The sequence below is a fragment of the Actinoplanes awajinensis subsp. mycoplanecinus genome (assembly GCF_001509495.1).
Lineage (GTDB): Bacteria > Actinomycetota > Actinomycetes > Mycobacteriales > Micromonosporaceae > Actinoplanes > Actinoplanes palleronii.
In genome coordinates, this window is record NZ_LLZH01000121.1 from 182,687 (window position 1) to 207,122 (window position 24,436).

The window sequence follows — 24,436 nt, forward strand, 5'->3', positions numbered from 1 at the left end:
AAGCCACGGGGACGACTGGTGAAGAGAATCACCGCGGCAGGTGCTCGTCGGCCCACGCGGCGATGTGACCGAGCGCCGGCATGAGGGCTTGACCGGCAGCGGTCAGTGAATAGGACACCGAGACCGGCGGGCCGGGCTCCACGTCGCGGGCGATCAGGCCGGCGCCGACCAGGCAGGAAAGCCGGTTCGACAGCACCGAGTCGCTGATGCCGTCGATCGCGCGGGACAGCTCGCGGAAACCCGCGGGTCCGTTCTCCAGGGAGCCGAGCACCGCGGCGTTCCAGCGGCGGCCGAGGAACTCGAAGGCGCGGGCGAGCGAGGCGTCCTTGCTCGCGCACGACCGGTGACCGGCCGCCGTGCTCTGTTCCGCCGCCCTCATGGCAGCCAAGCTACACCGGCCGTGCCTGCGCCAACCCGCATCGCAGCGGCCGCGACGGGCCGGCAAGAAGACCGCCGCGGCTGGCCGGCGAGGAGGCAGCCGCGACGGGCCGGGAAGAAGACGGTCAGTTGCTGGCTGCGGCCTGCTGCTCGTGCCAGTGCACGCCGACCTTGCAGTCACCGCAGGTGAGTTGCTCGCCGCAGGTGGGACACCAGTCATTGGTACGCCGGAGATACCACCCGAGGGCCACGCCGGAGAAGAGGCTCAGCAGGCCGACGATCGCGGAGACCGTGACGGCGCCGGTCATGCCAGCGGCTTTCGCCGGACCAGCCGGAGGCCACGATTGTCGAGTGTCGGGTCGTCGTGGTCGCGTGACGTCACGTACGGCGCGGTGAAGGTGTCGACGCCGGTGCCACGGTGCTGGGTGTCCGGGTGATAGGTCACCGTGACGGCGCGACGCGAGGCGGCCTCGATGATGCCGGCCCGCCAGCCGTTGCGGTAAACCCACACCGGGTCGGCCGGGCGGTAGCTCTCGGACGGTGCCACATCCGCCGGGTCACGCTGGGGCGGGGTGACTGTCGGCGTTGATGTCATCCAACTCGACATCGCGTTGCCTCCAAGCTCTCGAGGCGGCATCGGGGGGCCAGCAGGCAGCGCCAACTGGACGCCTCGGCCGAGCAGCCGAAATTTTCAGACGGCTGGCTAGATCAACGCTGCGTTAGCAGTCGGTACGTGTCTGTCAGCTATCATGCTCGTCATCAAGTGCGTCCGCAAGGCCGTCTGCACGTGCATCCGAGCGCGCATCCGCTTCTGCGGGACTACGCTTGACATGGTTTCGCGGTAGACGATCTCCGCTCTAGGATGCATCCGGTTGCATTCCGCTAGTCACGACGCGGCGACGAGGAGTCAGGTGAGCGCGGGTACGCAGGAGGAGGCGCCGGGCGGCGGCCCCACGGTGCTGCGCATTCTGCTCGGTTCCCAGCTTCGGAAGCTGCGGGAGTCGAAAGGGATCACCCGAGAGTCCGCGGGGTACGAGATCCGTGCCTCCGGCTCCAAGATCAGTCGGATGGAGCTCGGCCGGGTCAGCTTCAAGGAACGCGACGTCGCGGACCTGTTGACCTTGTATGGCGTGGTCGCCAGCGAGGAGCGCGACGCGCTGATCGGCCTCGCCCGGCAGGCGAACAGTCCCGGCTGGTGGCAGCAACTCAACGACGTCCTTCCGTCCTGGTTCCAGGCGTACCTCGGGCTCGAGGCCGCCGCCACGCTCATTCGTACGTACGAGATCCAGTTTGTCCCGGGTCTGCTTCAGACGCCGGAGTACGCGCGCGCCGTGATCATGCTCGGGCATGCCGGGGCCACCGCCGAGGAGATCAACCGGCGGGTCGAGGTACGGCGTCAGCGGCAGCAGATTCTCACCCGTCCGGGTGGCCCTCAGCTGTGGGCCGTGATCGACGAGGCGGTGCTGCGCCGGCCGATCGGCGGTGTCGACGTGATGCGCTCGCAGATCGAGTCGCTGATCGAGGCGTCGAAGCTGCCGAGCGTGCGGCTGCAGATCATCCCGTTCACCGCCGGTGGGCACGCCGCGGCCGGCGGCCCGTTCGCGATCCTGCGGTTCCCCGAGCCGGAGCTCCCCGACGTGGTCTACGTCGAGCAGCTGACCAGCGCGATCTACCTCGACAAGCGCGAGGACGTGGACCAGTACGCGATGGCGATGGAGCGGGTCTGCATCGACGCCGAGCCCCCGAACCACACCCCGGAGATCCTCGGCAAACTCCTCCACGAGGTCGGCCGCCCGATCTGAGCCCCCGCCCCACCCGCGGTCCTCGGCTGGCGCCCAGGGCTGTCTCGAGGGCGTCGAGACACCCCTGAGCACCAGCCAACCTCCCGGCCGTGCCCGCGTGCCTGGCTCCGGCTGGCGGCCAGGGGTGTCTCGAGGGCGTTGAGGCACCCCTGAGGGCCAGCCAGCGACCCGCCAGCGGGGCTGCGGTCGTGCCCGGGCGAGCCGGGCCGGGGTGAGCGGGGCTTGCGGGCGAACCGGGGGTGGAAAGCACGAAGCGCGTCCGCTTGGCGGACGCGCTCGTCAAGATGGCCGGTCGGCAGGTTCCGACCGGGCCGGTTTTGGCTGTTTCAGGCCACCAGGTTGTCGAAGTCCCCATCGCGAACCCCGCCCAGGAACGCCACGATCTCGGCCCGGGTGTAGATCAGGGCAGCGCCCTCCGGGTCGCGGGAGTTGCGCACGGCGACGTCGCCGCCGGGCAGGACGGCGCACTCCACGCAGTTGCCGCTCGGGTTGCTGCGACGGCTCTTCTGCCAGGTCACGTCCTGCAGCTGACCGGCTGGCATGCCGTTGACCACGTAGGCCATGTGTAGCTCCCTCGGTCTGCCCGGATCGCCCTTCGACCCGGGAGGTGTTGTCCGCATGCCTAAATCGGTGGTGATGCAAATGCACGTGCATCTGGCCTTGCGTAGGCACGGGATTCTGAGCATGATAACTCACGTGAGGCACCGAAGGAGGGTCACTCAGGGTGACATCTTTAGGTGACGGGCCGGTCGCGGAGCGACGTCTGCGGCCTCGACGCAAGGCTCCCTGGCGGGGGCGTCCGAGCGAGAGGTTAACCAGCATGTCGATTCCCAACATCGGCCCAGAACACCCCGATTCGGGTGACCCCGGTGCGGCCGTGAGTCCGCGCCGGGGCAATCCGCCACCGGTTCATCGGGACTTGGCGATCACTGATGACGTGGTCGCCGCGTCCTCGCGGGCCAGCGCGGTCAGTCACCGGTTCGGCAGTGTTCGTTACGCACTGAGTCGGCCCGGCGGGACAACCGTCGCCGAGCCGCCGGCCGAGGAGGGTGAGTCAGACGCGCGCGAGTGACCTCGTCCGTTGTCACGGCAATCAGGCCGTGGGGCATCCGCACGCCCGTTCGCGGTGGATGGCCTCGGCGCCGCGCGTCCGTGACGACCGGCTGCGGCCGAGCCGGCCCCGCTGGCCGGTGCACGAGTTCGCCGAGTCCGACTACTGCTATGGCATCGGCACGCTGCGGATGCGGGTGGTCCGGGTCGACTGGCACCGGCCGATCCCGCACGACGGTGAGACCTGGCTCGGTGTGCGCGGCATCGTGGTCGATCCGGACGGCCGCGAGGGTGCGGTCCGCGAGGTGCTGATCCGGGCCGGGCGCGTCCCGGTGCCACCGGCCTGCAAACGGCCAAGACTTCGGGTGTTGCGAGACACGCCGGTATGACGCCGGGTGGGTGGTCTGGTTCCCCGTGCTGGACCACCCACTCGGTCTTCCACTACAGCGCCGGTGAAGCGACAGTGCCGGTGGAAAGACAGTGCCGGTGAGGTGGACAGCGCTGGTGGAACGACAGTGCCGGTGGAAAAGACAGACGCCGCGGCCGGCGGTCACAAGGGGTTGTGTGAGATGGCCGCGGAAAAGTAAGAGGCTTGCCGGACCCCGCCGGGGCGGGAGGCGGGGACGGCAAGGTGCCCGGGACGCCGCTCTCCCGACGTACCGGGAAAAGGCCGGAAGTGGAAAGCCGGCCTGGACCACCGGAAAGAAATCGGCCCCGCCCGGGCAGTGGGCGGGGCCGATCCGGTGCGCCTCAGGCGTTATGCGTGGAAGAAGCCCGAGGGAGCACGACTCAGGGCTTGCGGGCGACGCCCGCCCAGTAGTACGCCGCTTGCGGATCGGCCACCTCGGTGTCCGGCCGCCAGGCCGAGACCGGGACCAGGCCCGGCTCCAGCAGCTCCCAGTCGCCGAAGAAGCGGGCGACCGCCTCCTGGCTGCGCGCCACCAGCGTCATCCCGGCGCCGGTCGCGGCGGCGACCGCGGTGTTCACCTCGTCGGGGTTGAAGTCGGCGGTCGGGTGGGTGATCGCCAGGCAGCTCCCGGACGGCATGGCGTCGCGCAGCGCGGCCACCGTGCTCCACGGATCGTCCGCGTCGGCGAGGAGCATCAGCACGGCGATCAGGGTGAGGCCGATCGGCTTGGTGAGGTCGAGCGTGTCGCTGAGGATCGGATCGTTGAGGATCGACCCGGCGTCGCGGAGATCGGCGCTGATGTACTCGCTGCGACCCTCCGGGGAGCTGAGCATCAGCGCGCGGGCGTGCACCAGGACGATCGGGTCGTTGTCGACGTAGACGACCCGGGTCTCCGGCGCGATCTGCTGGGCGATCTCGTGCAGGTTGGGCCGGGTCGGGATGCCGGTGCCGACGTCCAGGAACTGGCGGATGCCCTCTTTGGCGACCAGGTCGCGGGCGGCCCGGTGCACGAACTTGCGGTTCTCGCCGGCCATGTACCGCATACCGGGGATGGCCTGGATCATCGCCTCGCCGACCGCGCGGTCGACGGCGAAGTTGTCCTTGCCGCCGAGCCAGTAGTCGTAGATGCGGGCCGAGTGCGGCACGTTGATATTGACGCCGGGCGGGGCGACCTCGTTGGTTGCGGAGTTGCCACTGCTTTGCACGACCGCCTCCTTGCGCACCGAACCCGACCGTCGATCTTCGACAGCGCGTACAGCCTAGCGCCAACGATTGACCGACTTAACCCCCGCAATCCGTTTCTGACTACGGAGTGAGACGGCGAGGTCAGGCGGCCGAGGCGTGTCCGGCGTACCCCCGAAGATCAGCGGCGGACACCACACGATCACGTCCACCGTGCTTGGCAGCGTACAGATGACCGTCCGCAGTGGACAGTAGGGGTGCCTGGGCGCGTTCCTCGGCATCGATCAGACCGGCCACGCCGATGCTCACCGTGACCGGGAGATGGCGGGTGATCGGCGCCCAGTGCTGGTTACGGAGCGTGCGTCGGATGTCGTCGAGCTGCGCGGTGGCCCGTGGCACGGCGGTGCCCGGCAGCACCACCAGGAACTCCTCGCCACCCATCCGGGCCACGAAACCCTCCGGGCAGGCCGCGGCCACTTCCCGGGCCAGCACCTGCGCCACCCGGACCAGCACCTGGTCACCGACGTCGTGCGAGAGCTGGTCGTTGATCTGCTTGAAGTGGTCGAGGTCGACAAGGGCCACGGTCAGCGCCGGATCGGTGCGGATCAGGTCGGGCAGGCGCTCGTCGACGTACCGGCGGTTGTGCAGGCCGGTGAGCGGGTCACGGCGGGCCTGCTCGCGGAACCGCTCGGCTTCCTGACGTGCCTCGACGGTCTCGAACATGGCCTGCCGGGTCCGGGCGCGCGCCTCTTTCTGCAGGGACTGCTGCTGGTGGTGCGCCTCGAAGAAGACCTTGTGCGCCGCGAAGGCCGCCTCGAAGTCGCCGCGGGCCGCGTACAGCTCGGCCTGCTCGAGGTGCAGGCGGACCAGTGACTCGCCGAGGTCGCGCTCGAGGCACTGCCGGTGAGCCTCCTCGAGGTTGGCCTGGGCCAGGTCGTACTTGCCCAGGCCGCGCTGCACCTGGGCGAGGGTGACCAGGTATTGCGCCATGTCGTTGGCGTCGTCCCACTTGCCCTTGGCGTGCAGCTCGAGGCAGCGGCGCATGGTCTCCTCGGCCGCCGCGAAGTCACCGTTGATGATCTGGATGGAACCGATGGTGTCGAGAAATGCCGGTTCCATCGGGATGTGCCATTCGTCGGCGAGCCGCAGCAGCCGCTCGGCGATCTCGTTGGCCCGCTTCTGGTCGCCGCCGGTGGACTCGACGTACGCGTAGTTGTTCAGCAGGCAGAGCAGCGCCGGCGAGCCGAGCCGGAGCGCCACCTCCTCGGCCTGGGCATACCGGATCCTCGCGCCGTCCATGTCGTCGGCGAAATACAGCGCGTCGGCCAGCTTGGTCCGGTGCCAGACGTGCATGTGATCGGTGGACTCGTCGTCGAGCAGCTCGACCGCGAGGACCGCGTGCTCCAGGCCCTGCTCGGCGTCGCCGAGGTGCAGGTGGATGGAGGTCCAGATCAGGTGGGTGCGCGCCAGCAGCTGGTGGGCGTCGTGCTCGACCGCCCACTGGTTGACGTGCCAGATGTCCTCGGCGGCCGCCGCGAGGTCACCGCAGCGCATCCGCATATTGATCTTGCAGAGCCGGGCCCGCATGGCGAGCAGCTCGTCGCCGAGGTCGATCGCGATCTGCTCGAGCTCGCTCGTCCGGATCAACTCGGCGCGAGCGTCCCAGGATCGCTTGTCCTCGATGCTGAGGAGGACGGCCGACAGCGCCTCGGCGTCCATCACACGCTCGTTCAACCCGGGGCTCCTCTCCGTGGTCGGCCGACTGATCGGTCACGGAGAGCCTGGGCTGAGGAAAACCGTGCCGATGATCAGCTCTCCGTCAACCGAGGTTAGCTCTCTGTCAACAGAAGGTTTCGGTTTCCGGCAGGTGATCTGGGTCGCGGAATGGGAGCAGCGCCCGGACTCGGTGAAGTCCGGGCGCCGCTGGGAGAGAACTATTTGCTGGTGACGGCGAGTTTCGGCTCGTCCGTCTTCGGCGCGGCCAGATCGACCGTGCTGCGCAGCTTGGCCGGTTTCATCATGATCGCGGCGATGACCCCGACCACCGCGATGCCCATCGAGATCAGGAAGATGTGGCCGGTCGCGTCGCCGTACGACACCCGCACGATGTGCTGGATGGCCGGCGGCAGGCTGCCCAGGTTCAGCGGGCTGACGTCGCCGCCACCGGTGGACTGCACGCCGATCGCGGCGAGCTGGTCGGTCATCGAGTCGGACACCCGGTGGGCCAGCACCGCGCCGAGCACCGAGACGCCGATCGTGCCGCCGAGCGAGCGGAAGAACGCGACGGTCGAGCTGGCCGCGCCGATGTCCTTGAGTGACACGGTGTTCTGCACCGCCAGCACCAGGTTCTGCATCGACATGCCGACACCCGCGCCGACCAGGAACATCGCGATACCGACGTACCAGAGCGGGGTGTCGTGGTCGAGGAACGAGAGCCCGGCGAATCCAGCGACCAGGATGATCGTGCCGGCCACCACGTACGGCTTGATGTTGCCGCTCCGGGTGATCAGCCGGCCGGCGATCGTCGACGCGAGGGCCAGGCCGAACATCATCGGGATGGTCAGCAGGCCGGCCTCGGTCGGGCTGTAGCCGCGGCCGATCTGGAAGTACTGCCCGAGGAAGACCGCGCCGCCGAACATCGCCATGCCGACCGCGAGGCTGCCCAGGATCGACAGGGCGGTGGTGCGCTGGCGGACGATCGAGAGCGGGACGACCGGCTCGGCGGCCCGGGACTCGACCCAGGTGGCCAGGGCGAGCAGGGCCACGCCGGCGCCGACCATGACGAAGCTCTGCCAGGAGATCCAGGCGAACGAGCTGTCCACGAACGACACCCAGACCAGGATGACGCTGACGCCGGCCGCGATCAGGGTGGCGCCCAGGTAGTCGATCTTCACGTTGCTCCGGCGGATCACCGGCAGGTGCAGGGTCTTCTGCAGCACCACCAGGGAGACCAGGGCGAGCGGGATGCCGATGAAGAAGCACCAGCGCCAGCCGAGCGCGTCGGTGTCGACGATCACGCCGCCGAGCAGCGGGCCGGCGACCGTGGCCAGGCCCATCACGCCACCGAGGTAGCCGTTGTACCGTCCGCGCTCCCGCGGCGGGATCATCGCCGCGATGGCGACCTGGACCAGCGCCTGCACACCGCCCATGCCGAGGCCCTGGAAGGCCCGGGCGGCGATCAGCTGCTCGGTGTTCTGCGTGATACCGGCCAGGATCGAGCCCAGCACGAACACCACGATCGAGATCTGGACCAGCGTCTTCTTGCTGTAGAGGTCGGCCAGCTTGCCCCAGATCGGGGTGGACGCGGTGGCGGTCAGCAGGGTCGCGGTGACCACCCAGGTGTACTGGGTCTGCGAGCCGTTGAGGTCACCGATGATCCGCGGCAGCGCGGTCGAGACGATCGTCGAGCTCGACATCGCGACGAAGAGCACGAGCAGCAGGCCGGAGAGGGCCTCCAGGATCTCGCGGTGGGTCATCGCTCCCGGTTCCGAGCGAGTGATGGTCGGAGCGCTCATCGCGCCGCCTCCAGTTCAGGTGCGTGGGTGTGCTGGTCGATGAGGTCGCGGGCGAAGCGCTGCAGCGCGGCCGTGAAGTCGGTGATCTCCTGCGGGCTCCAGTCGCGCAGCGCTGCCGCGAACCGGGTCTCGTAATGCGCCTGTGCGGCGTCGAGGACGTCCCGGCCCTGGTCGGTCAGGTGCAGCGTGCTGGCGCGGCCGTCGGCGGGGTCGGCGCTGCGGGCCACCAGCCCGGTGCGGACCAGGGCGGCGACGGCCCGGCTGATCGTGGAGGGGTCGAGTGCGTTGTCGGCGGCCAGCTCTTTGGCGTGGCAGCCGGTGGTCTCCCGGGCGCGGATCTCGGAGAGGACGCCGACGGTGCCCACCGGGACGGCCGCGAGGGTCGGTGGACGGTCCTGCTTGAGCAGGCGGACCGCCTTGATGACCTCGTGCATGGTCGCCAGCAGCTGGTGCCGTTCGGTGCCACCGGGGTGTGTCATGGCGGCTCCTTCGCAGTGCTTGGTACATACAACTATCTGCTCAAGTTGCCCAGTGCGCAAGTTTTCCCGTTGGGAAGTGATGAGCGTCGCCGGTACGCTCGGCGGCATGAGCGCCACGACCTCCGAGCCGGAGCAGCCCGGCCTGCGCGAGCGGAAGAAGGCGGCCACCCGGCAGGCGCTGCACGAGGCGTCATTGCGCCTGGCGTTCGAGCACGGGCCGGAGAAGATCACGGTCGAGGCGATCGCGGACGAGGCGGGCGTCTCCCGGCGGACGTTCTCGAACTACTTCGCCAACAAGGAGGAAGCGCTCTTCTACGGTGACCTGCAACGGATGCGGCTGCTGGCGGGCCTGGCCCGGGAGCGGCCGGCGACCGAGTCGCCGTGGGTCGCGCTCAGCGCCGCGGCCGAGGAGTTCTACGGCCAGCAGGGCGACCTCGATCCGGAGTGGATCGCCCGCAGCCGGATGGTGCGCCGGCATCCGTCGCTGGCCGCGGCGCAGGTGCAGACGTTCGCCGCGCTGGAACGCGAGCTCGCCGCCGAGGTTGCGGTCCGCCTCGGTCCGGGTGACCCCTTGGGGGTACGAGCGCAGCTCATCGCCACCACGTTCCTGGCCGTGCTGCGTGTCTCGCTGAACGTGTGGCTGGAGCGCCGCCCCGACATCAGCTTCCACGATCTGGCCCGGGAGTCCCTGGACGAGACCGGCCGGGGCTTCGTTTAGTTCTGGAGAGCGAAGAATAGTTCTGGACAGCAAAGAAGGGCCCCGGGGCGATCCGGGGCCCTTCTTCTGGTGAGCCGGCTCTTAGCCCTTGAAGCCGGCGAAGATCTTGGAGAACTCGAACGCGGTCTGCGCGACGTTGGTGCACTGGAACAGCGCGCCGTTGCAGGCGTTCTTGTCCCGCTGCATCTCCCAGAAGGAGACGAAGCCGATGTGGTTGGCGTTGGCGAACGTGACAACGTCCTTGGCGTCGCTCTGGCTGAACGTGCCGTTGTCGTCGTTCTTGCCGATCATCGGGGTGACGCCGACCATCTTGAAGGCCGCCGCGTCACTGTTGCCGTAGAGCGACTTGATCTGGTTCTTGGTGGACGTGATCGCCTGGATCGCCAGGTCGCCGTAGTCCTGGCCGGAGCGGCCGTAGTCCATCGCCATGATGTTGACCAGGTCCAGGTCGACGCCGGCCGACTTGGCCGACGTGACCACGTTCAGGCCGTCCGCGGTCAGGCCCTCCGGCAGCACCGGGAGGGTCAGCGAGATCTTCAGACCCGGGTTCGCCTTCTGCAGCGCCGCGAGGGCGGTCGACCGGCGGGTGATCGAGGCGGTGTCGGCCGAGGCCGCGCCCTCGATGTCGAGGTCGATGTACTTCAGCTGGTACGCGTCCACCACGGCCTGGTACTCGGCCTGCAGCGCGCTGGTCGAGGTGCAGGCCTGGGCCAGCTCGACGCCGGTAGCGCCACCGAAGGAGACCTTCACGTCGCCGCCGGCCGCGCGGACCGCGCTGATCTGGTCGGCGAACTGCTTGGCCCGCGGGTCGAACGCGCCGAACCAGCTGGCCTTGCAGCCGGCCGCGGTCACGAACGCCAGGCTGAACGACTTGACGTTGCCACCGGCGCCGAGGGCGGAGAGCGTGCCGCCGTTGGAGAGAACACCCATGTCGACGTACGGGGCGACCAGCACGCCGCTGCCCGTACCGGTGCCGGGGTTGGCCGTGGCGGTCGCGGTCGGTGACGCGGTCGCGGTCTTGGTCGGCGCGACGGTGGCGGTCTTGGTGGGCGCGACCGTCGCGGTCTTGGTGGGTGCGACGGTGGCGGTCTTGGTCGGCGCGACCGTCGCGGTGGCGGTGGGTGCGGTGGTCACCACGCCGCCGGCGGTGCAGGACGCGCCGTTGATCGTGCAGCTCGTCGGGTCGCCCTTGCCGTTGACCACGAAGCCGAAGGAGATCGTGCCGCCGGCCGCGATGGTGCCGTTCCAGCCGGCGTTCTTCGCGGTCTCGACGTTGCCGCTGGTGGTGACGGTGGCGTCCCACGAGGTGCTGAGCTTCGCCGAGGCGGGCAGGCCGAAGACCAGCTGCCAGCCGTTCACCGCGGCGCCGGTGCCGTTCTGGATCGTGTAGTGCGCCTGGTAGCCGGTGCCCCAGTCGCTGTCCTTGGTGAAGCTGGCGGTGAGGCTGCCCGTGCCACCGGTGGTGGCAGCGACCGCCGCGCCGATGCCACCACCGACCGCGAGGACCGCGGCCGTGGAGTAGATGGCGAGCCGCAGACGGCTGCGTTGCATGGAAGGACTCCGATCACCGGGGAAGACGACGGAGCGATTGTTGCGCCGAAGCGTCTTAACGGTCTCCGGCAGCAGCCTTAAAGATCCTTAAAAGCCGTGCGGTGACCGCCCGGTCACCGGGTCGCCAGGCCGCCGATGAGCAGGGCCAGCTGCCGGCGCCACGCGTACGGGTCGGTGGCGTGCCGGTTGACCCCGGCGTTCGCCATCATCACCAGCCACAGGTCGTGCCGGGTGAAGTCGGGGCGCAGCCGCCCGGCCCGCTGCGCGCGGACCAGTACGTCGACCGCGCGCCGCTGGGCGGTGGCCCGCAGCGCGGACAGCCGTTCGTCGTCGTCGAACATCGTGGTCACCAGCAGCTCGGCCAGGCCCCGGTCGGTGGCCTGCAGCTCACAGACCCGGGTCAGGTAGCCGACGAACGCGGCCCACGGATCGGGGTGCTCGCAGGCCTGGTCGGCGAGGTGGACCGCGGCCGTCATGTGGATCGCGAAGACCTCGGCGATCAGGTGCCGGCGGCTGGGGAAACGGCGGTACAGGGTGGCGTTGCCCACGCCGGCGCGGCGGGCGATCTCGTCCAGCGAGGCGTCCAGGCCCTGCTCCGCGAAGACCTCGCGAGCGGCGGAGAGCAGGGCCGCTCGGTTTCGGCGGGCATCCGCACGCAGCCGGGTGGCCATACGACGAAGAATACGACGTTCCGGCGGTAAACCCGTCAGGCGGTGCTACGGTCGCCCCGATCATGACCAATGGTTCAAGGGATGCGGCGATGCAACAGACTTCGATCGACGTTCCGGCCGCGGACGGCCTCTCCGACGCGTACTTCGTCAAGCCGGACGGGCCCGAGCCGTACCCGGGGATTTTGATGTTCATGGACGCCTTCGGTGTCCGCCCGCGGCTGCGCGAGATGGCCGACCGGGTGGCCGAGCGCGGGTACGCGGTACTGCTCCCCAACCTGTTCTATCGCAGTCAGCGCAGCCCGATCGTGGACCCGGCGGTGCTCACCGACGAGAAGGAGCGCGGCGCGGCGTTCGCGAAGCTGGGCCCGATGATGCAGGAGCTCACGCCGGAGAGGGTGGTCGCGGACGCCACCGCGTACCTGGACTTCCTCGCCGCGCAGGACGGTGTCGCGGCCGGTCCGGCCGGGATCTTCGGCTACTGCATGGGCGGGATGAACGCGCTCCGGGTGATCTCGGCGCTGCCGGACCGGGTGTCGGTGCTGGGCAGTTTCCACGCCGGCCGGGTGGTCGGCGACCAGCCGGACAGCCCGCACCGGGGCGTCGGGTCGATCACCGGTGAGGTCTATTTCGGACACGCCGACAACGACAGCTCGATGACGCCGGAGCAGATCGCGGAGCTGGAAGCCGCGCTGGCCGACGCCGGGGTGAAGTACACGTCCGAGGTGTACGAGGGTGCGCCGCACGGGTTCACCATGTCCGACACGGCGATGCACCACCCGGAGGGCGAGCAGCGGCACTGGGCGGCGCTGTTCGCGCTGCTGGACCGGGCGTTCTAGTTGGCGTAGAGGCCGGGGAAATACCTGTCGATCGCGGTGACGTCGTAGACGTGGCGCACCTCGGTGATCAGGTTCTGCTCGACCGCGAGGAGTTCGACGAGCTGCGCTGAGCCGAACGGCCCGATCAGGTCGTAGATCAGCGCGGCGCCGTCGATCGCGTCGGTCCGCGCGGTCAGCTCCACCCGGTCGGCGAACGCGGCGATCCGGTGCAGCACCTGGAGCACTTCCTCGTCGTCGACCGGCGCGTCCAGGTTCCACTCCACCTCGACGTGCGGGGTGAGCAGCCGGCGGGCGGCGGTCAGGTCGTCCGAGGTCCAGGACCGGACCCAGAAGTCCACCACGTCCACGTCTGTCTCCTTGGTAGTGAAGAAGGCCGCCGCTGCGGAAAACGGCAACGGCGGCCTACGAGCGGCGAACGGGGTCAGCCGTTCAGCACCGACTCGGCGCTCACGAACGTGTAGCCGGCCGCCTTGATCCCGGTGACCAGGTCCTTCAGGTGGTCGGTGCCGAGATACGAGTGGTAGAAGCAGCTCGCCACACCGTCCCGGACGACCAGGTTCCGCTGGGCCGACGCGATGATGTCGGCGGGCATCCGCACCGGGTGATTGTTGAACGGCTCGATCTCGACATTACCGACATTCTCCGGTACGACCACCGAGCCGTACACGTCCCGCACCGGGTACGGGAAGAACTGCCCGAACTGGCGGGTGTAGTCGAACTTGGCGCCGGTCAGCACACCCGGGAAGTACAGGCCCCGGTCGTACCGCTTGCCGAACAGCGCGTTGACCGCCTGGTAGTCGAGCGCGCTCGCGGCGTAGTGCGGGAACTCGAAGATCTTCGGAGCGCCCAGCCCGGTGGCCACGAAGATCGCGCCGGACGCGACCATCCGGCTAGTGGCCCACGCCGCCGAGTCCTCGGCGACCGGCCCGTCGTAGATCACGCTGTCCGCCGCGTCGACGTGCGCCTTGTAGAACTCGAAGTCGTTCGCGCTGACCCCGTCGTACGGGTTGGCCACCGCGCCGTACTGGTGGGTGTACCCGTGCATGATCAGCGTGCCGCCCTTGGCCTGCATGTACTTCAGCGCGGCGAGCACCTTCGGCTTCGACGCCAGCGTGTAGTCCTGCGCCTTGCCGTTGTTCTGCACACCCTTCGGGTCCCGGAACCGCGGGTAGACCGCGACGCTGAACGGCACCTTCTGCGCGGACAGGTAGTCGGCGACCGCCTTGAGCCCGTCCGGGTCGGCGTCCGGCCCGACGTCCTCGATCCGGATCAGGGCCCGGTGCCGCTCGGTCGTGCCGCCGCCCAGCGAGTCGAAGAGCAGGTCGGCGAAGGCCAGGTAGCGGTCGTCGTGGGTGACGTAGGCGAACGGGATCTCACCGACGTAGGTGAGGTTCCCGGACTTGACCGCCCACGGGAAGCTGGTGCCGTCCGGGCGGACCGCGGTGGCCAGCGTGGTGACCTTGGTGCTGTCGCTGATCGCCAGGTTCATGATCCCGGACTTGTTGTCGGTGCTCCGGGTCAGCTTCCGGCCCTTGTACCCGACCTCGGTGATCTCGGCGAAGTCGAACGCGCCACTGGCGAAGCCGTACTTGGCGGTGAACCCGTCGCGCGCGGCCAGCTGCCAGATGTTGTCGTAGACCCAGGTGACCGACTTGCTGGTGGCGAGCACGTCGGTGAGGAACGCGGCCGGCAGCGGCTCGTCGTAGGTGGAGCCCAGGTAGACCACCGCGGTGTAGGCGTTCAGGTCGCCGGACTTGTACTTGGCCACCGGTGCGGCGGTCCACGAGCCGAAGCGCGAGCTCAGGTTCGCCGTCTGGGTCGCGTAGACCTCGCCGAGCCAGCCGTAGTCGCCCGTGGTGTCGTACAGAACAAGGGTTTTGGCGGACCCGGAGCCGGGACCACCCTTGCCGGTCCGGCCGGCCGAGGTGATGGGTGTGGTGACCGCGGCGTCGGCCTCGACTGATCGGAAACCGACACCAGCCGCGACCGCGATGGCCGCAGCCGCGCCGCCACCGGCGATCAGGGAGCGTCGGGTGACCTTGGAAGTACGCATCAGGCGTCGACTCCGATCTCGGTGGCGGACTGCAGCACGGGCATGGCTTCGGGGGACGGCGCGAGGCCGAGGAGGGCCGCGGTGGCCTGCGCGGTGCGGGCGGCGGCACGACCATCGCCGTACGGGTTACCGCCGGACGTCATCGCGTCCCGTCGGAGCCGGCTGTCCAGCAGCGCGGACGCCTCGGCGACGATCAGCGCGGGATCCGAGCCGACCAGCTTGGCGCATCCGGCGTCCAGCGACTCGACCCGCTCGGTGACGTCCCGCAGCACCAGCGCCGGCACGCCGAACGACGGCGCCTCCTCCTGGATCCCACCCGAGTCGGTGAGCACCAGGTACGCCTCGGAGAGCAGCCGGGACAGGTCCGGGTACGGCAGCGGATCGGTCACGGTGACCCGCTCCACGCCGGCCAGCGCCGCGTCCACCTGGGCCCGGACCGCCGGGTTGGGGTGACTGGGCAGCACCACGTCGATGTCCGGGTAGCGGGCGATCAGCTCCTTGACCGCGCCCAGGATCCGGTCCAGCGGCTCGCCCCAGGACTCGCGGCGGTGCGCGGTGACCAGCACCAGGCGGTTCGTGCTGGTGGCCCGGGCGGCGGCGACGGCGGGGTTCTCGTACGGCAGGCCCCGGGCGGCGACCGCGAGCGTCGCGTCGACAACGGTGTTGCCGGTGACCAGCACGTCGCTCGCGGCGATCTTCTCGTCCAGCAGGTTCATCGCGGCCAGCGGGGTGGGCGCCAGGTGCAGCGAGGCGACCTGGGCGACCAGCCGGCGGTTGCCCTCCTCGGGGAACGGTGACGCCAGGTCACCGGAGCGCAGGCCGGCCTCCAGGTGCACCACCGGGATCCGGCGCCAGAACGCGGCGAGCGCGCCGGCCAGGCTGGTGGTGGTGTCGCCCTGGACGATCACGGCGGCCGGGGTGCGTACCGACCACAGCTCGTCGAGCTGCTGGACCATCGCGGTGAGCAGCTCGGCCTGGGTGCCGGTGTGGCGCTCGACGGTGAGGGTGATGTCCGGTTCCAGGTCGAACGCGGCGAGCGCCTGGGTCACCATCGTCGGATGCTGGCCGCTGGCCAGCAGGATCGGGCGGAGCAGGCCGGCCTCGCGGAAGGCGAGAACGACCGGAGCGAGCTTGACGGCCTCGGGACGGGTGCCGCCGATCAGATGAACTTCGCGAAGGGACATCGGGGGGAGCCTTCCTTCACTTTCACGTACCGGGCCTGCGGGATCAGGCGGTCTGGAGGGCGAGGGGTTCCTCGACCAGGCGTTCGGTCTTGGCCCAGGCCTGCTTGCCGCTCAGTTGGCGGCCCAGCGCCCGGTAGGTGGCGGTCAGGCCGAGCAGCAGGAAGGCCGGGTAGGCCAGGGCGGCGAGCAGCATCCGGGACATCGACTCGTCCGCACGCTTGGCCCGGTGCACCAGCACCCAGACCAGGCCCGGGAACGTGGTGACAGCTGCCCAGATGCCGACGCTCGCGCCCAACGCCCACCAAGTCGGCAGAATCGGCAGCGGGTGCCCGATCATGAGGCCGAGGGCGCCGACGGTTCCGGAGAGCGAGAGCAGGACCGCGACGATCGCGTTGATCCATGGCGAGACCAGGTAGTGCAGGATCTCGACCAGCGAGGTGCGCGCGATGTTGCCGGACGCGAAGAGCGAGCCGAGGTAGCGGGCGCACTGCAGGTTGCCCTGCGCCCAGCGGGTGCGCTGCCGGGTGAGCCGCAAGATGTCGACCACCGCCTGCTGGGTGACCGAGGCCCGCGAGGTGTATCGGATCGAGACGCCCTGCAGGTGCATCCGCAGGCCCAGCTCCATGTCCTCGACGAGGCAGTTCGACCAGGGTGCGGTGCCCAGCGAGATCAGTGTGGAGAGCCGGCTGAACTGGCCGTTGCCGCCGAGGCCGACGGTGTTCAGCGCGTCCCGCATGTTCTGGCAGGCGTCGACGATCGCGCCGAACTCCAGGTCCTGCACCGCGCCGAGGAGCTTGTTGCGGTTGCGGATGCGTACCTGGACCTGGACGGCGCCGACCTTGGTGTCGCCCATCAGGCGGCCGACCTCGACCAGGATGTTGTCGCTGCCCTGACCGTCGCCGTCGATGATGCCGAGCACGACCCGGTCGGCCGGGATGCCCTCCTGCTCGCTGCGGTGGGCGATGTAGCGGTACGCCGCGTTCAGCGCCTCACCCTTGCCCTGCCGGGCGTGCGGCAGCTCGCGGCGCATCACGTGCAGGCGATCGTGGTCGATGGCGGCGAGGACCTCGGGGGTGCGGTCGTCCGAGCCGTCGTCGACGACGAGCACCCGGGTCAGCGTGCCGCCGGGGCCGCGCAGGCCGAGTGCCGCCTTCACCGTGTTGGCGACCACGGCTTCCTCGTTGAGGGCCGGCACGATGATCCAGAAGTAGCCCGGTTTGCCGCCGCCGCTGGCCAGCGCCTTGTTGACGACCTTGGCCCGGTGCGTTCCGCCGTACCGGACCGCGAACCAGACCAGGATGACGGTGGAGAGCGGCCAGGCCAGCAGGATCGCGTAGCCCGCGACCGCGATGAACCAGCCGTCTGATGCCGACATCGTGTGCCCCCATGCTTGTCACTGATCGCCAGATTCCGGTCGCTCTCCCGGACGTAATAGGACAATATGGCGCTACTCAGCGTGACTCAATATCGATGGGCCGCCCGTCAGTGCAAATCGCCCGAAAGGTCTATGTCAGACATCTCAGACGCCTCGGAGCTGCCGAAACCGGGCGTGCGGCAGCCACCTCACGGCACCGATCGGCCGTCTCGCGGCGTGTTCGGGCGACTGCGGAGAGTAACTGTCAGTGGGTACAAAAAAGGCGGCCGCCGCAGCGACCGCCTCTCGTCACGAGGAACTCAGTCCCCGGAGTTGTCCAGCAGGTTGGGGTGACTGCGCAGCATCGCGGCCAGTCGCCGGGCGGCCTGCTCGGTCTCCTCCGGCGGACCAGCCTGGAACGGGACCGGGTTCGACGGCGGCTCCTGGAAAGCGGCCGGCTCGGCGTGCGGCGGAGGCGTCGGCCCGAACGTGTGCCGCTGCTGCTGCGGCGGCACCGAGGGCGGCGCGTAGGCGGTCGGCGGCACCGGCGGTGGCGCATACGCCGCCGGTGGTGGTGGTGGCTGCGACGGTGCGACGAACGGGCGTTCCGCGGTGGGCGGCTCGGCGTAGTCGTAGTCGTAGTCGGTCGGGCCGAACCGGTCCTGATCGTCGTGGCTGCCGCGGGGCGGCGGCTCCGGATCGTCGACGTTGATCTCGAAATCGGCGTGCGCCGACCCGGCCTCGTCGGCCCGGCCGGTCACCGAGCGATCCGCCCGGACCTGCACGGTGCCGTCCGCGAACGCGAAGTGCAGCAGCACCGGATCACCGGCGCCCTCGACCCCGACGGTGACGCCGAGGCTCGGATGCCGGGCGACCACGCCAGCGATCGCCTCGACCAGTTCGGTCACCTCCGGCGGAGTGCCCGGAGTCTCGCCGGTTGTCGCCCGCCGCCGGAGCTCGTCACGGCGGGCCAGTTTGCTGAGTGCGTCATCCAGTCCGCCTCGCACGTCCACCGTCCTCAATCCCTCGCACGGTCGCCCGGTATCCCTACTCTGCCCTCTTATCGGCAAGATTGGGAATGACGTGATCCGGGCGACCCGCCGCACACCCTACGACTTCATCCGGATGGCCTTGTCGAGAGCCTGGTCGAGAACGACGAGCAGGGCATCCCGGACAGAACCGCGGAAACGAGCGTCGTACGAGATGATCGGGACATCCTCGCGAACCGCGAGCGCCCAGCGCACCTCGTCGAGGCTGTAACCCATCTGGCCGTTGAAGGTGTTGACGCCGACCACGAACGGAAGACCGGCCCGTTCGAAGTAGTCGACCGCTGGATAACAATCGTCGATGCGGTTGGTGTCCACCACGACCAGCGCGCCCAGGGCGCCCTTCACCAGGTCGTCCCACATGAAGGCGAACCGGGTCTGTCCCGGCGTGCCGAAGATGTAGAGCTTCAGCGTCTGATCGATGGTCAGCACGCCGAAGTCCATGGCGATGGTGGTGGTCGTCTTCATGGTGGCTTGACCGGGGTTGTCGATGCCGACCGACTCGGAGGTCATCTCGGCCTCGGTGGTCAGCGGCGAAATCTCCGAGATGGCGCCGACGGTCGTCGTCTTACCCACCCCGAAGCCGCCGGCCACGATGATCTTTACCGGTACGGGCGCCTTTTTGGGCGCGGCGCCGCCCGGTATCCGCGCGGTTCCGACGACGCGGTTAGCTGATGGATCGAAGTCCACGGATCACTCGCATGATGGTCTCGGGGTCAGGGGTGTCGTTTTCCAGCACCTGAACGTCAACCTGGCCGGCGGCGCGCAGGTCGCCGATGAGGATCTGGGTGACGCCCAGGTGCAGGCGCAGGCGTGCGGAGATCTCGGCTATCGAAGTCGGGCTCTCCTCGAGGAGAGACACGATCGCCCTGGTTTCCGGTGAAAGCCGTGACGGTGGTGCACCAGGCACCATCGTCACCTGAGTCTCCATACCGATGTCGGGGTCGCCTCCATCGGTACGCCCGGCCGTGATGACGAACGGGCGCAGAGTGTTGGTCTGTGTCGGCTCGACCGGCGGCTGTTCCCCGGTAGGGGTGTAACCACCGATCGAGTGCTTAGGACCGGATTGCAGGAACGGCCGGACTCCGGGGCGCGCCGGAGCTACCGGTTCGTCGGGGTCCGGGTAGCTCATTGCTGAACGGCGTTCTTAAGTTCGGCGATGAGGCGCGGGCTCAGGGCGCCACCGGCCCGGGTGGCGAAGAGAGTCATCTCGTACGCCAGGGTTCCCAGGTTCGCGGTCCGGTCGGCGATGACGCCGAGCACCGAGCCGGCGCTGATCGCGGTGACCAGCAGATAGCCGTCGGCCATGTCGATGATGACGCGGTTCAGGGCGCCCAGCCGGTACCAGCTCGCGGCACCGCCGGACAGGCTGGTGAGGCCGGACACGACGGCCGCGAGACGCTCGGCGTTCGGGCGGTCCTTGATCGCGGACATGGCCATCAGGAGGCCGTCCGAGGAGACGGCGATGGCTTCGATGACGCCCGCTGTACCGGACGTGAACGAGTCAAGCAGCCAGTTGAAGGTTTTGGCTTCGGCGCTGAGCTGACTTTGCGCGGTGGGGTATGGGGAAGTCATCGCGGTTGTCCCTCGGGTTGTGGCTGAGTTTCATTCAGTGCGAGTGCGACGCCGTACTCGAACTGATCCATCAGTGCTCGGGCCTGTTCCGGGTCCATCAGGGTCGGCGCGGGCGGAAGGATCGGTTGGTGCGGCTCGCTCGGCAGGGTTGCCCCCGGCACTCGGCGAGTCAGCCCTGCGCCACCGCCGAACGACGGAGGCGAGGCCGGTGCAGCTGCCGGAGCGGGGGCATCCCACTGCTGCGACCGGGCCGGCTCAGGTGCCGGGACGTTCCACTGCGGAGTCGTCTCGGGCGCCGGCGCGTTCCACTGCGGTGCCGCTTCGGGAGCCGGCACGTTCCACTGCGGTGCTGCTTCCGGGGCCGGGACGTTCCACTGCGTCGGGGCCGGCTCCGGGACATTCCACTGCGTTCCGGACGGTTCGGGGACGTTCCACTGGGTCCCCGCCGGTTCCGGCACGTTCCACTGCGGTGCGGCTGCCTCGGCCGGAGCCGGGGTGTTCCACTGCCCGCCGTTGAAGTCCGGGGCCGGCAGTGAGGTGCTGGTGTCGTGCGCCCGGGTGACGCCGGCCTCGAACGCGTCGAACGCGGCTCGGGCGGCCAGCGCGTCGTCCTGCGACGGCGCCGCGGCGTGCTGCTTGGGACCGGAGTCCACCGGCAGCTGCGTACCCGGCACCCGGCGCCGCAGCGGCTTGTTGCCACTGCTGTTCGGCGGGGCCGGTACCGGCTCCTGAGCGACCGGCTCGGGAGCCGGAGCCGGGGTGTTCCAGACCGGCTCGGCCGGCGGCACCGGTGTGTTCCAGGACGGCTCGGCCGGCTGCTGGGGTGTGTTCCAGGACGGCTCGGCCGGCTGCTGGGGGGTGTTCCACGACGGCTCAGCCGGCTGCGCGGAGTTGCGGGCCGGTTCGGCCGGGGCCGGGACGTTCCAGTTGGTCTCGGCCGGGGCCGGGGTGTTCCAGACCGGCGCGGCCGACGCCGACGGCGCGGTGTTCCAGTTGGTCTCCGACGGCTGCGGTGCGTTCCAGGACGGCGCAGCCGGCAGAGCCAGCTCGTTGCCACCCCAGGCACCCTGACCGGCGGCGGGCAACTCGGGCAGGGCGGCCGGCACGCGGCCGGCGACCGGGATGCCGCTGTTGTACGCGTGCGCCGGATCCGGCTGACGGTACGGCGAGCTCGGCTCCTGGTACGCCACCCCGGGCGAGTACACCTGCTCGGCGTCGTAGACCGGCTGACCGGCATACGGGTCGTCGAGGACCGGCGCGGGGCCGGAGCCGCCGAACGCGTTCCAGGACGGCACCGAGGACAGCGTGTGGGCAGCCCGGCCCACCACGTTCGGGTCGAACGGCTGCTGGCTGCCCGGAACCGTACGGATCGAGGTGCTGGCGATCGCCACCTCGGCGGTGTTGCCCCGCAGCGCGTTGCTGAGCTGCGCCGACATCGGCTCGCGCTGCATCGGGATCTGCGGCATCGCCGGAGCGGCCGGCACGGCCGGAGCACTCGGCACGGCCAGGGTCTCGACCCGGGCGATCAGGTGCTGCGGGCTGAGGTCGACCCACGCGGTGACGCCACCGTCCGGGGTGTCGGTCAGGGTGATCTCGATGTCGTGCCGGCGGGCGAGCCGGCCGACCACGAACAGGCCGAGCACCTCGGTGGGTGCCAGGTCGAGGCGCTCACGACGGGTCAGCCGGGCGTTCTCCTCGGCCAGCCGCTCCGGGGTGAGGCCCAGGCCGCGGTCGATGATCGCGAGGCGGGCGCCGCCGCGCAGCTCCTCGGCGCTGACCGTGACGTTGGTGTGCGGCGGGGAGAACGTCGTCGAGTTCTCCAGCAGCTCGGCGAGGAGCAGCGTGAGGTCGGCCAGCACGGCCGGCACCACGATGATCTCCTCGGGCACCTCCACGTCGACACGGGTGTAGTCCTCGATCTCACCGAGGGCGAGACGGACGACGTCGGAGAGCGGCAGCGGGGCCATGTGTTCGTTGGCGCCGGCGCCACCGGAGAGCACGACCAGCGCGGACGCGTTCCGGCGCAGACGGCTGGACATGTGGTCCAGTCGGTACAGCTCGCGGAGGCGGTCGCTGTCGGTCTCGCGGCGCTCCAGGCCGTCGATCAGGGACAGCTGACGACCGACCAGGTTCTGGGTACGCCGGCCGACGTGGCCGAACATCTGCGCGACGTTACGGCGGCCGAGCACCTGGCGTTCCACCAGCCGGGCGGCGGTGGTCTGCACCCGGTCGAACGCTCGGGCCAGGTCACCGATCTCGTCCTGGGCCTCGACGTCGACCGGGTCGAGGCGGATCGGGCGAACCGCCGCCTCACCCTCGTCGTCGGCGACTCGTTCGAGCTCGGCCTCGGCGGCGCGGGCGATCCGGTCGGCCGAGACGGTCAGGCGCCGCAGCGGCCGGGCGACCGCGCGGGCCATGAAGATGCTCAGCGTGATCACCAGGAACAGCAGCACGATGGTGGCGCCACCGACCAGCAGTGCCTGCTGGATGGCGCTGGACCGGTTGGCGTTGACCGCGTTGTCCACGTCCTTGGCGACGCGCTTCTCGACGAAGCCACCGAGGACCATGACGGAGTTCAGCGACGGGAACAGCGTCTTGGCGTTCAGGGTGCCCAGCGCGCCGGCCGGGTTGATCGCCAGCTGGGTGGTGAACTCCGCGCCAACCCGGGACTGGAACGCGTCCTGGGTGCTCAGGTAGAGCTTGTACTGCGAGTCGGTGAAGTACGGCTTCGACTGCGTGATGATCGACTGGATCTGGCTGAACGACTGGCTGAACAGGCCCAGCAGCTGCTGGGCGCTCGCCTGAACCTTCGGGTTCTTGGACTTGATCAGGGCCGCGCCGGTGGCCAGGTAACAGGACGCCTGGCTGATCAGGTCGTCGGACAGCATGGCGCGCTCGAGAGCGAACACCTGCTGGCCGACCTCGGTGGTCAGGTCGGCGTGGGTGGACAGCCCCAGACCGTCGATGATCGGCGTGATCACGTTGGTGAAGTCCGTGACGATCTCGACCGGGTCGGTGAGCCGGTTCAGCACGTTCTGCCGGGTGCTGTTCAGCTTGGTGGCCAGGATGACCGACCGGCGCAGCGTGGACGGCAGGGTGATGTCGTCCTCGAGGAGCTCGGCCACGCTCTCGGCGGCCTCGGCGCTCTGCACGACCAAGGCCGCCTCGTCCACCAGGCCGAGCGAGAAACCGACGGAGAGCAGCCGCTCCTCCTGGAGTTCCAGGACCGCGGTACTGACCCGGGTGGCCAACTGGACCGTGTTCGACGTGTCCTGCGCGGTGGTCGCGGCCTGGGCACGGTTGTAGATGATCGGCACGGTCAGAGCGAGAACACCGAGCAACGGTACGAGTACCAGCAGGGCGAGCTTGCCCAGGATGCGGAACTTACCGAAGAGCACCGGAACGCTCCCGCCCGCCGCCGTAGTTCGGGGTCTCGCCGTACGGCGGCGCCGAGTCGTACGGGTTGCCACCACCGTAGGGGTTGCCACCCTGGTTGCCGTTGTTGCCGGCGGACTGCACCGAGACGTCCCGGGTGGGCTCGCCGATGTTCAGCGAGTTCTGCGCCTCGCGGCCCCGGGTCCGGGTCCAGAACGCGCCGACCACGATCAGCGCGATCGCGACGCCGAACAGGCCGAATGCCTCGATCCGCTTGTAGGTCAGGCTGTCCATCCGGTCCTCGAGCAGGCTGGAGATCTCCTTGAGCACCACGCCGGACAGCGCGCTCAGCGCGGTCTGCAGGGTGGACTGCGCGGTCACCAGGGTCGACGCGTTCGGCTTCGCGCCGATCGGGGCGCCACGGTTGGCGGCCTCGATCCCGCGGCGGAACGAGTCGAGGTTGCTGACCAGGTTGCCGCTGAGCGTGTCGCTGCTGGTGTCGGCGGCCGCCGCCTGCAGGTTGTCGGTGAGCGTGTCGGTGCTCTCCTGGACCTTCTGCGACTGGTAGCCGAGCAGCGTGATCAGGGTCTGCTGCTGTGCCTTGGTCTTGGCGCCCGCGGTCATCGACGCGCGGTCGGCCATCCGGCTGACCGCGGTGACAGCGGTCGGCATGTCGAACGCGGCGGCCTGCTGCAGGAACCAGATGTCGCTCTCCGGGTCACGGTTCAGGGTCGAGTTCTCCCGGACCGTGTCGTACAGCGCGAGCGTGAGGTCAGCGGCCTCGATGTGCTTCTGGATGATCGCTTCCGAGGTACCGGTGACCTTGGGGAGCTTGGCGATCTTGTCCTTCAGATCGGCCCAGCGGGTCTTGGTACCGAGGTCGTCGCCGTAGCGCTCGTCGACACCCTGCACGCGGGACACCGCCGCGGTCACCGAGGCCGGCTCCGTGGCGACGCCCTGCAGGGACGAGGACTGCGACTCGGCGAGGGCCGTGATCAGCGACGACATCGCGGAGAGGTACTCGACGCCGTCCAGTTCGAGCTGGGTGTTGTCGCGCTGCTTCGAGTTTTCTTGCAGGACCCGCAGGAACAGGCCTGCGGCCGGCAGCAGGACAAGCGCCGTCAGCACCACCGCAAGGGCGGAGCGTAAACGGGTTCGCCGGCTGTTCACCGAGACTGACATTGCTTTCGTCCTCCGCCATGCACACACGCGATGGGCCATTGGGGGGCTACCGACTGTAGCCATGCGGGCGCACCGA

The 24,436-nt window shown here is 69.5% G+C and carries 24 protein-coding genes; 4 read left to right on the forward strand and 20 right to left on the reverse strand.

The genetic code is table 11. The features are described from left to right. Positions 1-28 precede the first annotated feature (28 nt). From ADL15_RS16040 to ADL15_RS16050, 3 genes are all read right to left on the reverse strand, one after another. Positions 29-379, reverse strand: a complete 351-nt coding sequence (locus ADL15_RS16040; RefSeq protein WP_067690754.1) for a winged helix-turn-helix transcriptional regulator — start codon at positions 377-379, stop codon at positions 29-31. A gap of 124 nt (positions 380-503) precedes the next feature. After that, positions 504-686, reverse strand: coding sequence for a hypothetical protein (locus ADL15_RS16045; RefSeq protein WP_067690757.1), 183 nt, complete (start codon positions 684-686; stop codon positions 504-506). Continuing rightward, positions 683-985 carry a hypothetical protein gene (locus ADL15_RS16050; protein WP_067690760.1) on the reverse strand — a complete coding sequence of 101 codons (303 nt, stop codon included), beginning with the start codon at positions 983-985 and terminating at the stop codon, positions 683-685. The genes ADL15_RS16045 and ADL15_RS16050 overlap by 4 nt, the downstream gene beginning before the upstream one ends. 304 nt (positions 986-1,289) lie before the next feature. Between ADL15_RS16050 and ADL15_RS16055 the strand changes: the two genes are divergently transcribed. Then, on the forward strand, positions 1,290-2,180 hold the full coding sequence (locus ADL15_RS16055) for a helix-turn-helix domain-containing protein (RefSeq protein WP_067690763.1): 891 nt from the start codon (positions 1,290-1,292) through the stop codon (positions 2,178-2,180). 326 nt (positions 2,181-2,506) lie between these two features. Here the strand turns inward: ADL15_RS16055 and ADL15_RS16060 are convergent, their stop codons facing one another. Then, a complete protein-coding gene (locus ADL15_RS16060; protein ID WP_067690766.1) occupies positions 2,507-2,743 on the reverse strand; it encodes a DUF397 domain-containing protein in 237 nt (78 codons plus the stop codon). 537 nt (positions 2,744-3,280) lie between these two features. Here ADL15_RS16060 and ADL15_RS16065 point away from each other — a divergent pair. Further along, positions 3,281-3,619: a hypothetical protein gene (locus ADL15_RS16065; RefSeq protein WP_232344136.1), complete on the forward strand. Its 339-nt coding sequence runs from the start codon at positions 3,281-3,283 to the stop codon at positions 3,617-3,619. 400 nt (positions 3,620-4,019) lie between these two features. On the opposite strand, the gene ADL15_RS16070 is transcribed toward ADL15_RS16065, so the two are convergent. The 4 genes from ADL15_RS16070 to ADL15_RS16085 all read right to left on the reverse strand — a co-directional run bounded on the left by ADL15_RS16070 (position 4,020) and on the right by ADL15_RS16085 (position 8,815). Further along, the gene (locus ADL15_RS16070; RefSeq protein ID WP_232344150.1) at positions 4,020-4,784 is read right to left on the reverse strand and encodes an SAM-dependent methyltransferase; all 765 of its coding nucleotides are present in this window, start codon (positions 4,782-4,784) and stop codon (positions 4,020-4,022) included. A gap of 181 nt (positions 4,785-4,965) precedes the next feature. After that, the gene (locus ADL15_RS16075) at positions 4,966-6,555 is read right to left on the reverse strand and encodes a GGDEF domain-containing protein (protein ID WP_232344137.1); all 1,590 of its coding nucleotides are present in this window, start codon (positions 6,553-6,555) and stop codon (positions 4,966-4,968) included. A 200-nt stretch (positions 6,556-6,755) separates the two neighbouring features. After that, the gene (locus ADL15_RS16080) at positions 6,756-8,336 is read right to left on the reverse strand and encodes an MDR family MFS transporter (RefSeq protein WP_067690775.1); all 1,581 of its coding nucleotides are present in this window, start codon (positions 8,334-8,336) and stop codon (positions 6,756-6,758) included. Further along, on the reverse strand, positions 8,333-8,815 hold the full coding sequence (locus ADL15_RS16085; protein ID WP_232344140.1) for a MarR family winged helix-turn-helix transcriptional regulator: 483 nt from the start codon (positions 8,813-8,815) through the stop codon (positions 8,333-8,335). The genes ADL15_RS16080 and ADL15_RS16085 overlap by 4 nt, the downstream gene beginning before the upstream one ends. Positions 8,816-8,921: 106 nt before the next feature. Here ADL15_RS16085 and ADL15_RS16090 point away from each other — a divergent pair, with 106 nt between their 5' ends. After that, the gene (locus ADL15_RS16090; RefSeq protein WP_067691006.1) at positions 8,922-9,533 is read left to right on the forward strand and encodes a TetR/AcrR family transcriptional regulator; all 612 of its coding nucleotides are present in this window, start codon (positions 8,922-8,924) and stop codon (positions 9,531-9,533) included. 81 nt (positions 9,534-9,614) lie between these two features. Here the strand turns inward: ADL15_RS16090 and ADL15_RS16095 are convergent, their stop codons facing one another. Both ADL15_RS16095 and ADL15_RS16100 read right to left on the reverse strand, forming a co-directional pair. Then, the gene (locus ADL15_RS16095) at positions 9,615-11,084 is read right to left on the reverse strand and encodes a cellulose binding domain-containing protein (protein WP_067690778.1); all 1,470 of its coding nucleotides are present in this window, start codon (positions 11,082-11,084) and stop codon (positions 9,615-9,617) included. 113 nt (positions 11,085-11,197) lie between these two features. After that, positions 11,198-11,755: a TetR/AcrR family transcriptional regulator gene (locus tag ADL15_RS16100; protein WP_067690783.1), complete on the reverse strand. Its 558-nt coding sequence runs from the start codon at positions 11,753-11,755 to the stop codon at positions 11,198-11,200. An 89-nt stretch (positions 11,756-11,844) separates the two neighbouring features. Here ADL15_RS16100 and ADL15_RS16105 point away from each other — a divergent pair, with 89 nt between their 5' ends. Next, positions 11,845-12,591, forward strand: coding sequence for a dienelactone hydrolase family protein (locus tag ADL15_RS16105; protein ID WP_067690786.1), 747 nt, complete (start codon positions 11,845-11,847; stop codon positions 12,589-12,591). Here ADL15_RS16105 and ADL15_RS16110 read toward each other — a convergent pair. The 10 genes from ADL15_RS16110 to ADL15_RS16155 form a co-directional block, all read right to left on the reverse strand. Continuing rightward, entirely contained in the window at positions 12,588-12,938 is a 351-nt protein-coding gene (locus ADL15_RS16110; RefSeq protein ID WP_067690789.1) for a hypothetical protein, read from the reverse strand. The two genes, ADL15_RS16105 and ADL15_RS16110, sit on opposite strands and share 4 nt — an antisense overlap. 74 nt (positions 12,939-13,012) lie before the next feature. After that, positions 13,013-14,644, reverse strand: a complete 1,632-nt coding sequence (locus tag ADL15_RS16115; RefSeq protein ID WP_067690792.1) for a DUF2334 domain-containing protein — start codon at positions 14,642-14,644, stop codon at positions 13,013-13,015. Further along, positions 14,644-15,828, reverse strand: coding sequence for a non-hydrolyzing UDP-N-acetylglucosamine 2-epimerase (gene wecB / locus ADL15_RS16120; RefSeq protein ID WP_067690795.1), 1,185 nt, complete (start codon positions 15,826-15,828; stop codon positions 14,644-14,646). The genes ADL15_RS16115 and wecB overlap by 1 nt, the downstream gene beginning before the upstream one ends. A 43-nt stretch (positions 15,829-15,871) precedes the next feature. Continuing rightward, positions 15,872-17,203: a glycosyltransferase gene (locus ADL15_RS16125; RefSeq protein ID WP_067690798.1), complete on the reverse strand. Its 1,332-nt coding sequence runs from the start codon at positions 17,201-17,203 to the stop codon at positions 15,872-15,874. Positions 17,204-17,502: 299 nt separating this feature from the next. Next, the gene (locus ADL15_RS16130; RefSeq protein WP_157441387.1) at positions 17,503-18,189 is read right to left on the reverse strand and encodes a hypothetical protein; all 687 of its coding nucleotides are present in this window, start codon (positions 18,187-18,189) and stop codon (positions 17,503-17,505) included. A 102-nt stretch (positions 18,190-18,291) separates the two neighbouring features. Next, positions 18,292-18,918 carry a GTP-binding protein gene (locus tag ADL15_RS16135; RefSeq protein ID WP_198170799.1) on the reverse strand — a complete coding sequence of 209 codons (627 nt, stop codon included), beginning with the start codon at positions 18,916-18,918 and terminating at the stop codon, positions 18,292-18,294. Beyond that, complete coding sequence (locus tag ADL15_RS16140; protein WP_083971303.1) at positions 18,896-19,360, reverse strand: DUF742 domain-containing protein; 465 nt, start codon at positions 19,358-19,360, stop codon at positions 18,896-18,898. Before ADL15_RS16140 ends, ADL15_RS16135 begins: the two co-directional genes overlap by 23 nt. Continuing rightward, complete coding sequence (locus ADL15_RS16145; RefSeq protein ID WP_067690804.1) at positions 19,357-19,803, reverse strand: roadblock/LC7 domain-containing protein; 447 nt, start codon at positions 19,801-19,803, stop codon at positions 19,357-19,359. Before ADL15_RS16145 ends, ADL15_RS16140 begins: the two co-directional genes overlap by 4 nt. Beyond that, on the reverse strand, positions 19,800-23,201 hold the full coding sequence (locus tag ADL15_RS16150) for a HAMP domain-containing sensor histidine kinase (RefSeq protein ID WP_067690807.1): 3,402 nt from the start codon (positions 23,199-23,201) through the stop codon (positions 19,800-19,802). Before ADL15_RS16150 ends, ADL15_RS16145 begins: the two co-directional genes overlap by 4 nt. Further along, the gene (locus ADL15_RS16155; RefSeq protein ID WP_232344142.1) at positions 23,188-24,306 is read right to left on the reverse strand and encodes a hypothetical protein; all 1,119 of its coding nucleotides are present in this window, start codon (positions 24,304-24,306) and stop codon (positions 23,188-23,190) included. Before ADL15_RS16155 ends, ADL15_RS16150 begins: the two co-directional genes overlap by 14 nt. Positions 24,307-24,436 lie beyond the last annotated feature (130 nt).

What these genes read in the sequence shown, in the direction of transcription:
- ADL15_RS16040 (WP_067690754.1), bottom strand. Translation starts at nt 379, where the DNA reads ATGAGGGCGGCGGAACAGAGCACGGCGGCCGGTCACCGGTCGTGCGCG.
- ADL15_RS16045 (WP_067690757.1), bottom strand. Translation starts at nt 686, where the DNA reads ATGACCGGCGCCGTCACGGTCTCCGCGATCGTCGGCCTGCTGAGCCTC.
- ADL15_RS16050 (WP_067690760.1), bottom strand. Translation starts at nt 985, where the DNA reads ATGTCGAGTTGGATGACATCAACGCCGACAGTCACCCCGCCCCAGCGT.
- ADL15_RS16060 (WP_067690766.1), bottom strand. Translation starts at nt 2,743, where the DNA reads ATGGCCTACGTGGTCAACGGCATGCCAGCCGGTCAGCTGCAGGACGTG.
- ADL15_RS16080 (WP_067690775.1), bottom strand. Translation starts at nt 8,336, where the DNA reads ATGAGCGCTCCGACCATCACTCGCTCGGAACCGGGAGCGATGACCCAC.
- ADL15_RS16085 (WP_232344140.1), bottom strand. Translation starts at nt 8,815, where the DNA reads ATGACACACCCCGGTGGCACCGAACGGCACCAGCTGCTGGCGACCATG.
- ADL15_RS16090 (WP_067691006.1), top strand. Translation starts at nt 8,922, where the DNA reads ATGAGCGCCACGACCTCCGAGCCGGAGCAGCCCGGCCTGCGCGAGCGG.
- ADL15_RS16095 (WP_067690778.1), bottom strand. Translation starts at nt 11,084, where the DNA reads ATGCAACGCAGCCGTCTGCGGCTCGCCATCTACTCCACGGCCGCGGTC.
- ADL15_RS16100 (WP_067690783.1), bottom strand. Translation starts at nt 11,755, where the DNA reads ATGGCCACCCGGCTGCGTGCGGATGCCCGCCGAAACCGAGCGGCCCTG.
- ADL15_RS16105 (WP_067690786.1), top strand. Translation starts at nt 11,845, where the DNA reads ATGCAACAGACTTCGATCGACGTTCCGGCCGCGGACGGCCTCTCCGAC.
- ADL15_RS16115 (WP_067690792.1), bottom strand. Translation starts at nt 14,644, where the DNA reads ATGCGTACTTCCAAGGTCACCCGACGCTCCCTGATCGCCGGTGGCGGC.
- wecB (WP_067690795.1), bottom strand. Translation starts at nt 15,828, where the DNA reads ATGTCCCTTCGCGAAGTTCATCTGATCGGCGGCACCCGTCCCGAGGCC.
- ADL15_RS16125 (WP_067690798.1), bottom strand. Translation starts at nt 17,203, where the DNA reads ATGTCGGCATCAGACGGCTGGTTCATCGCGGTCGCGGGCTACGCGATC.
- ADL15_RS16140 (WP_083971303.1), bottom strand. Translation starts at nt 19,360, where the DNA reads ATGAGCTACCCGGACCCCGACGAACCGGTAGCTCCGGCGCGCCCCGGA.
- ADL15_RS16145 (WP_067690804.1), bottom strand. Translation starts at nt 19,803, where the DNA reads ATGACTTCCCCATACCCCACCGCGCAAAGTCAGCTCAGCGCCGAAGCC.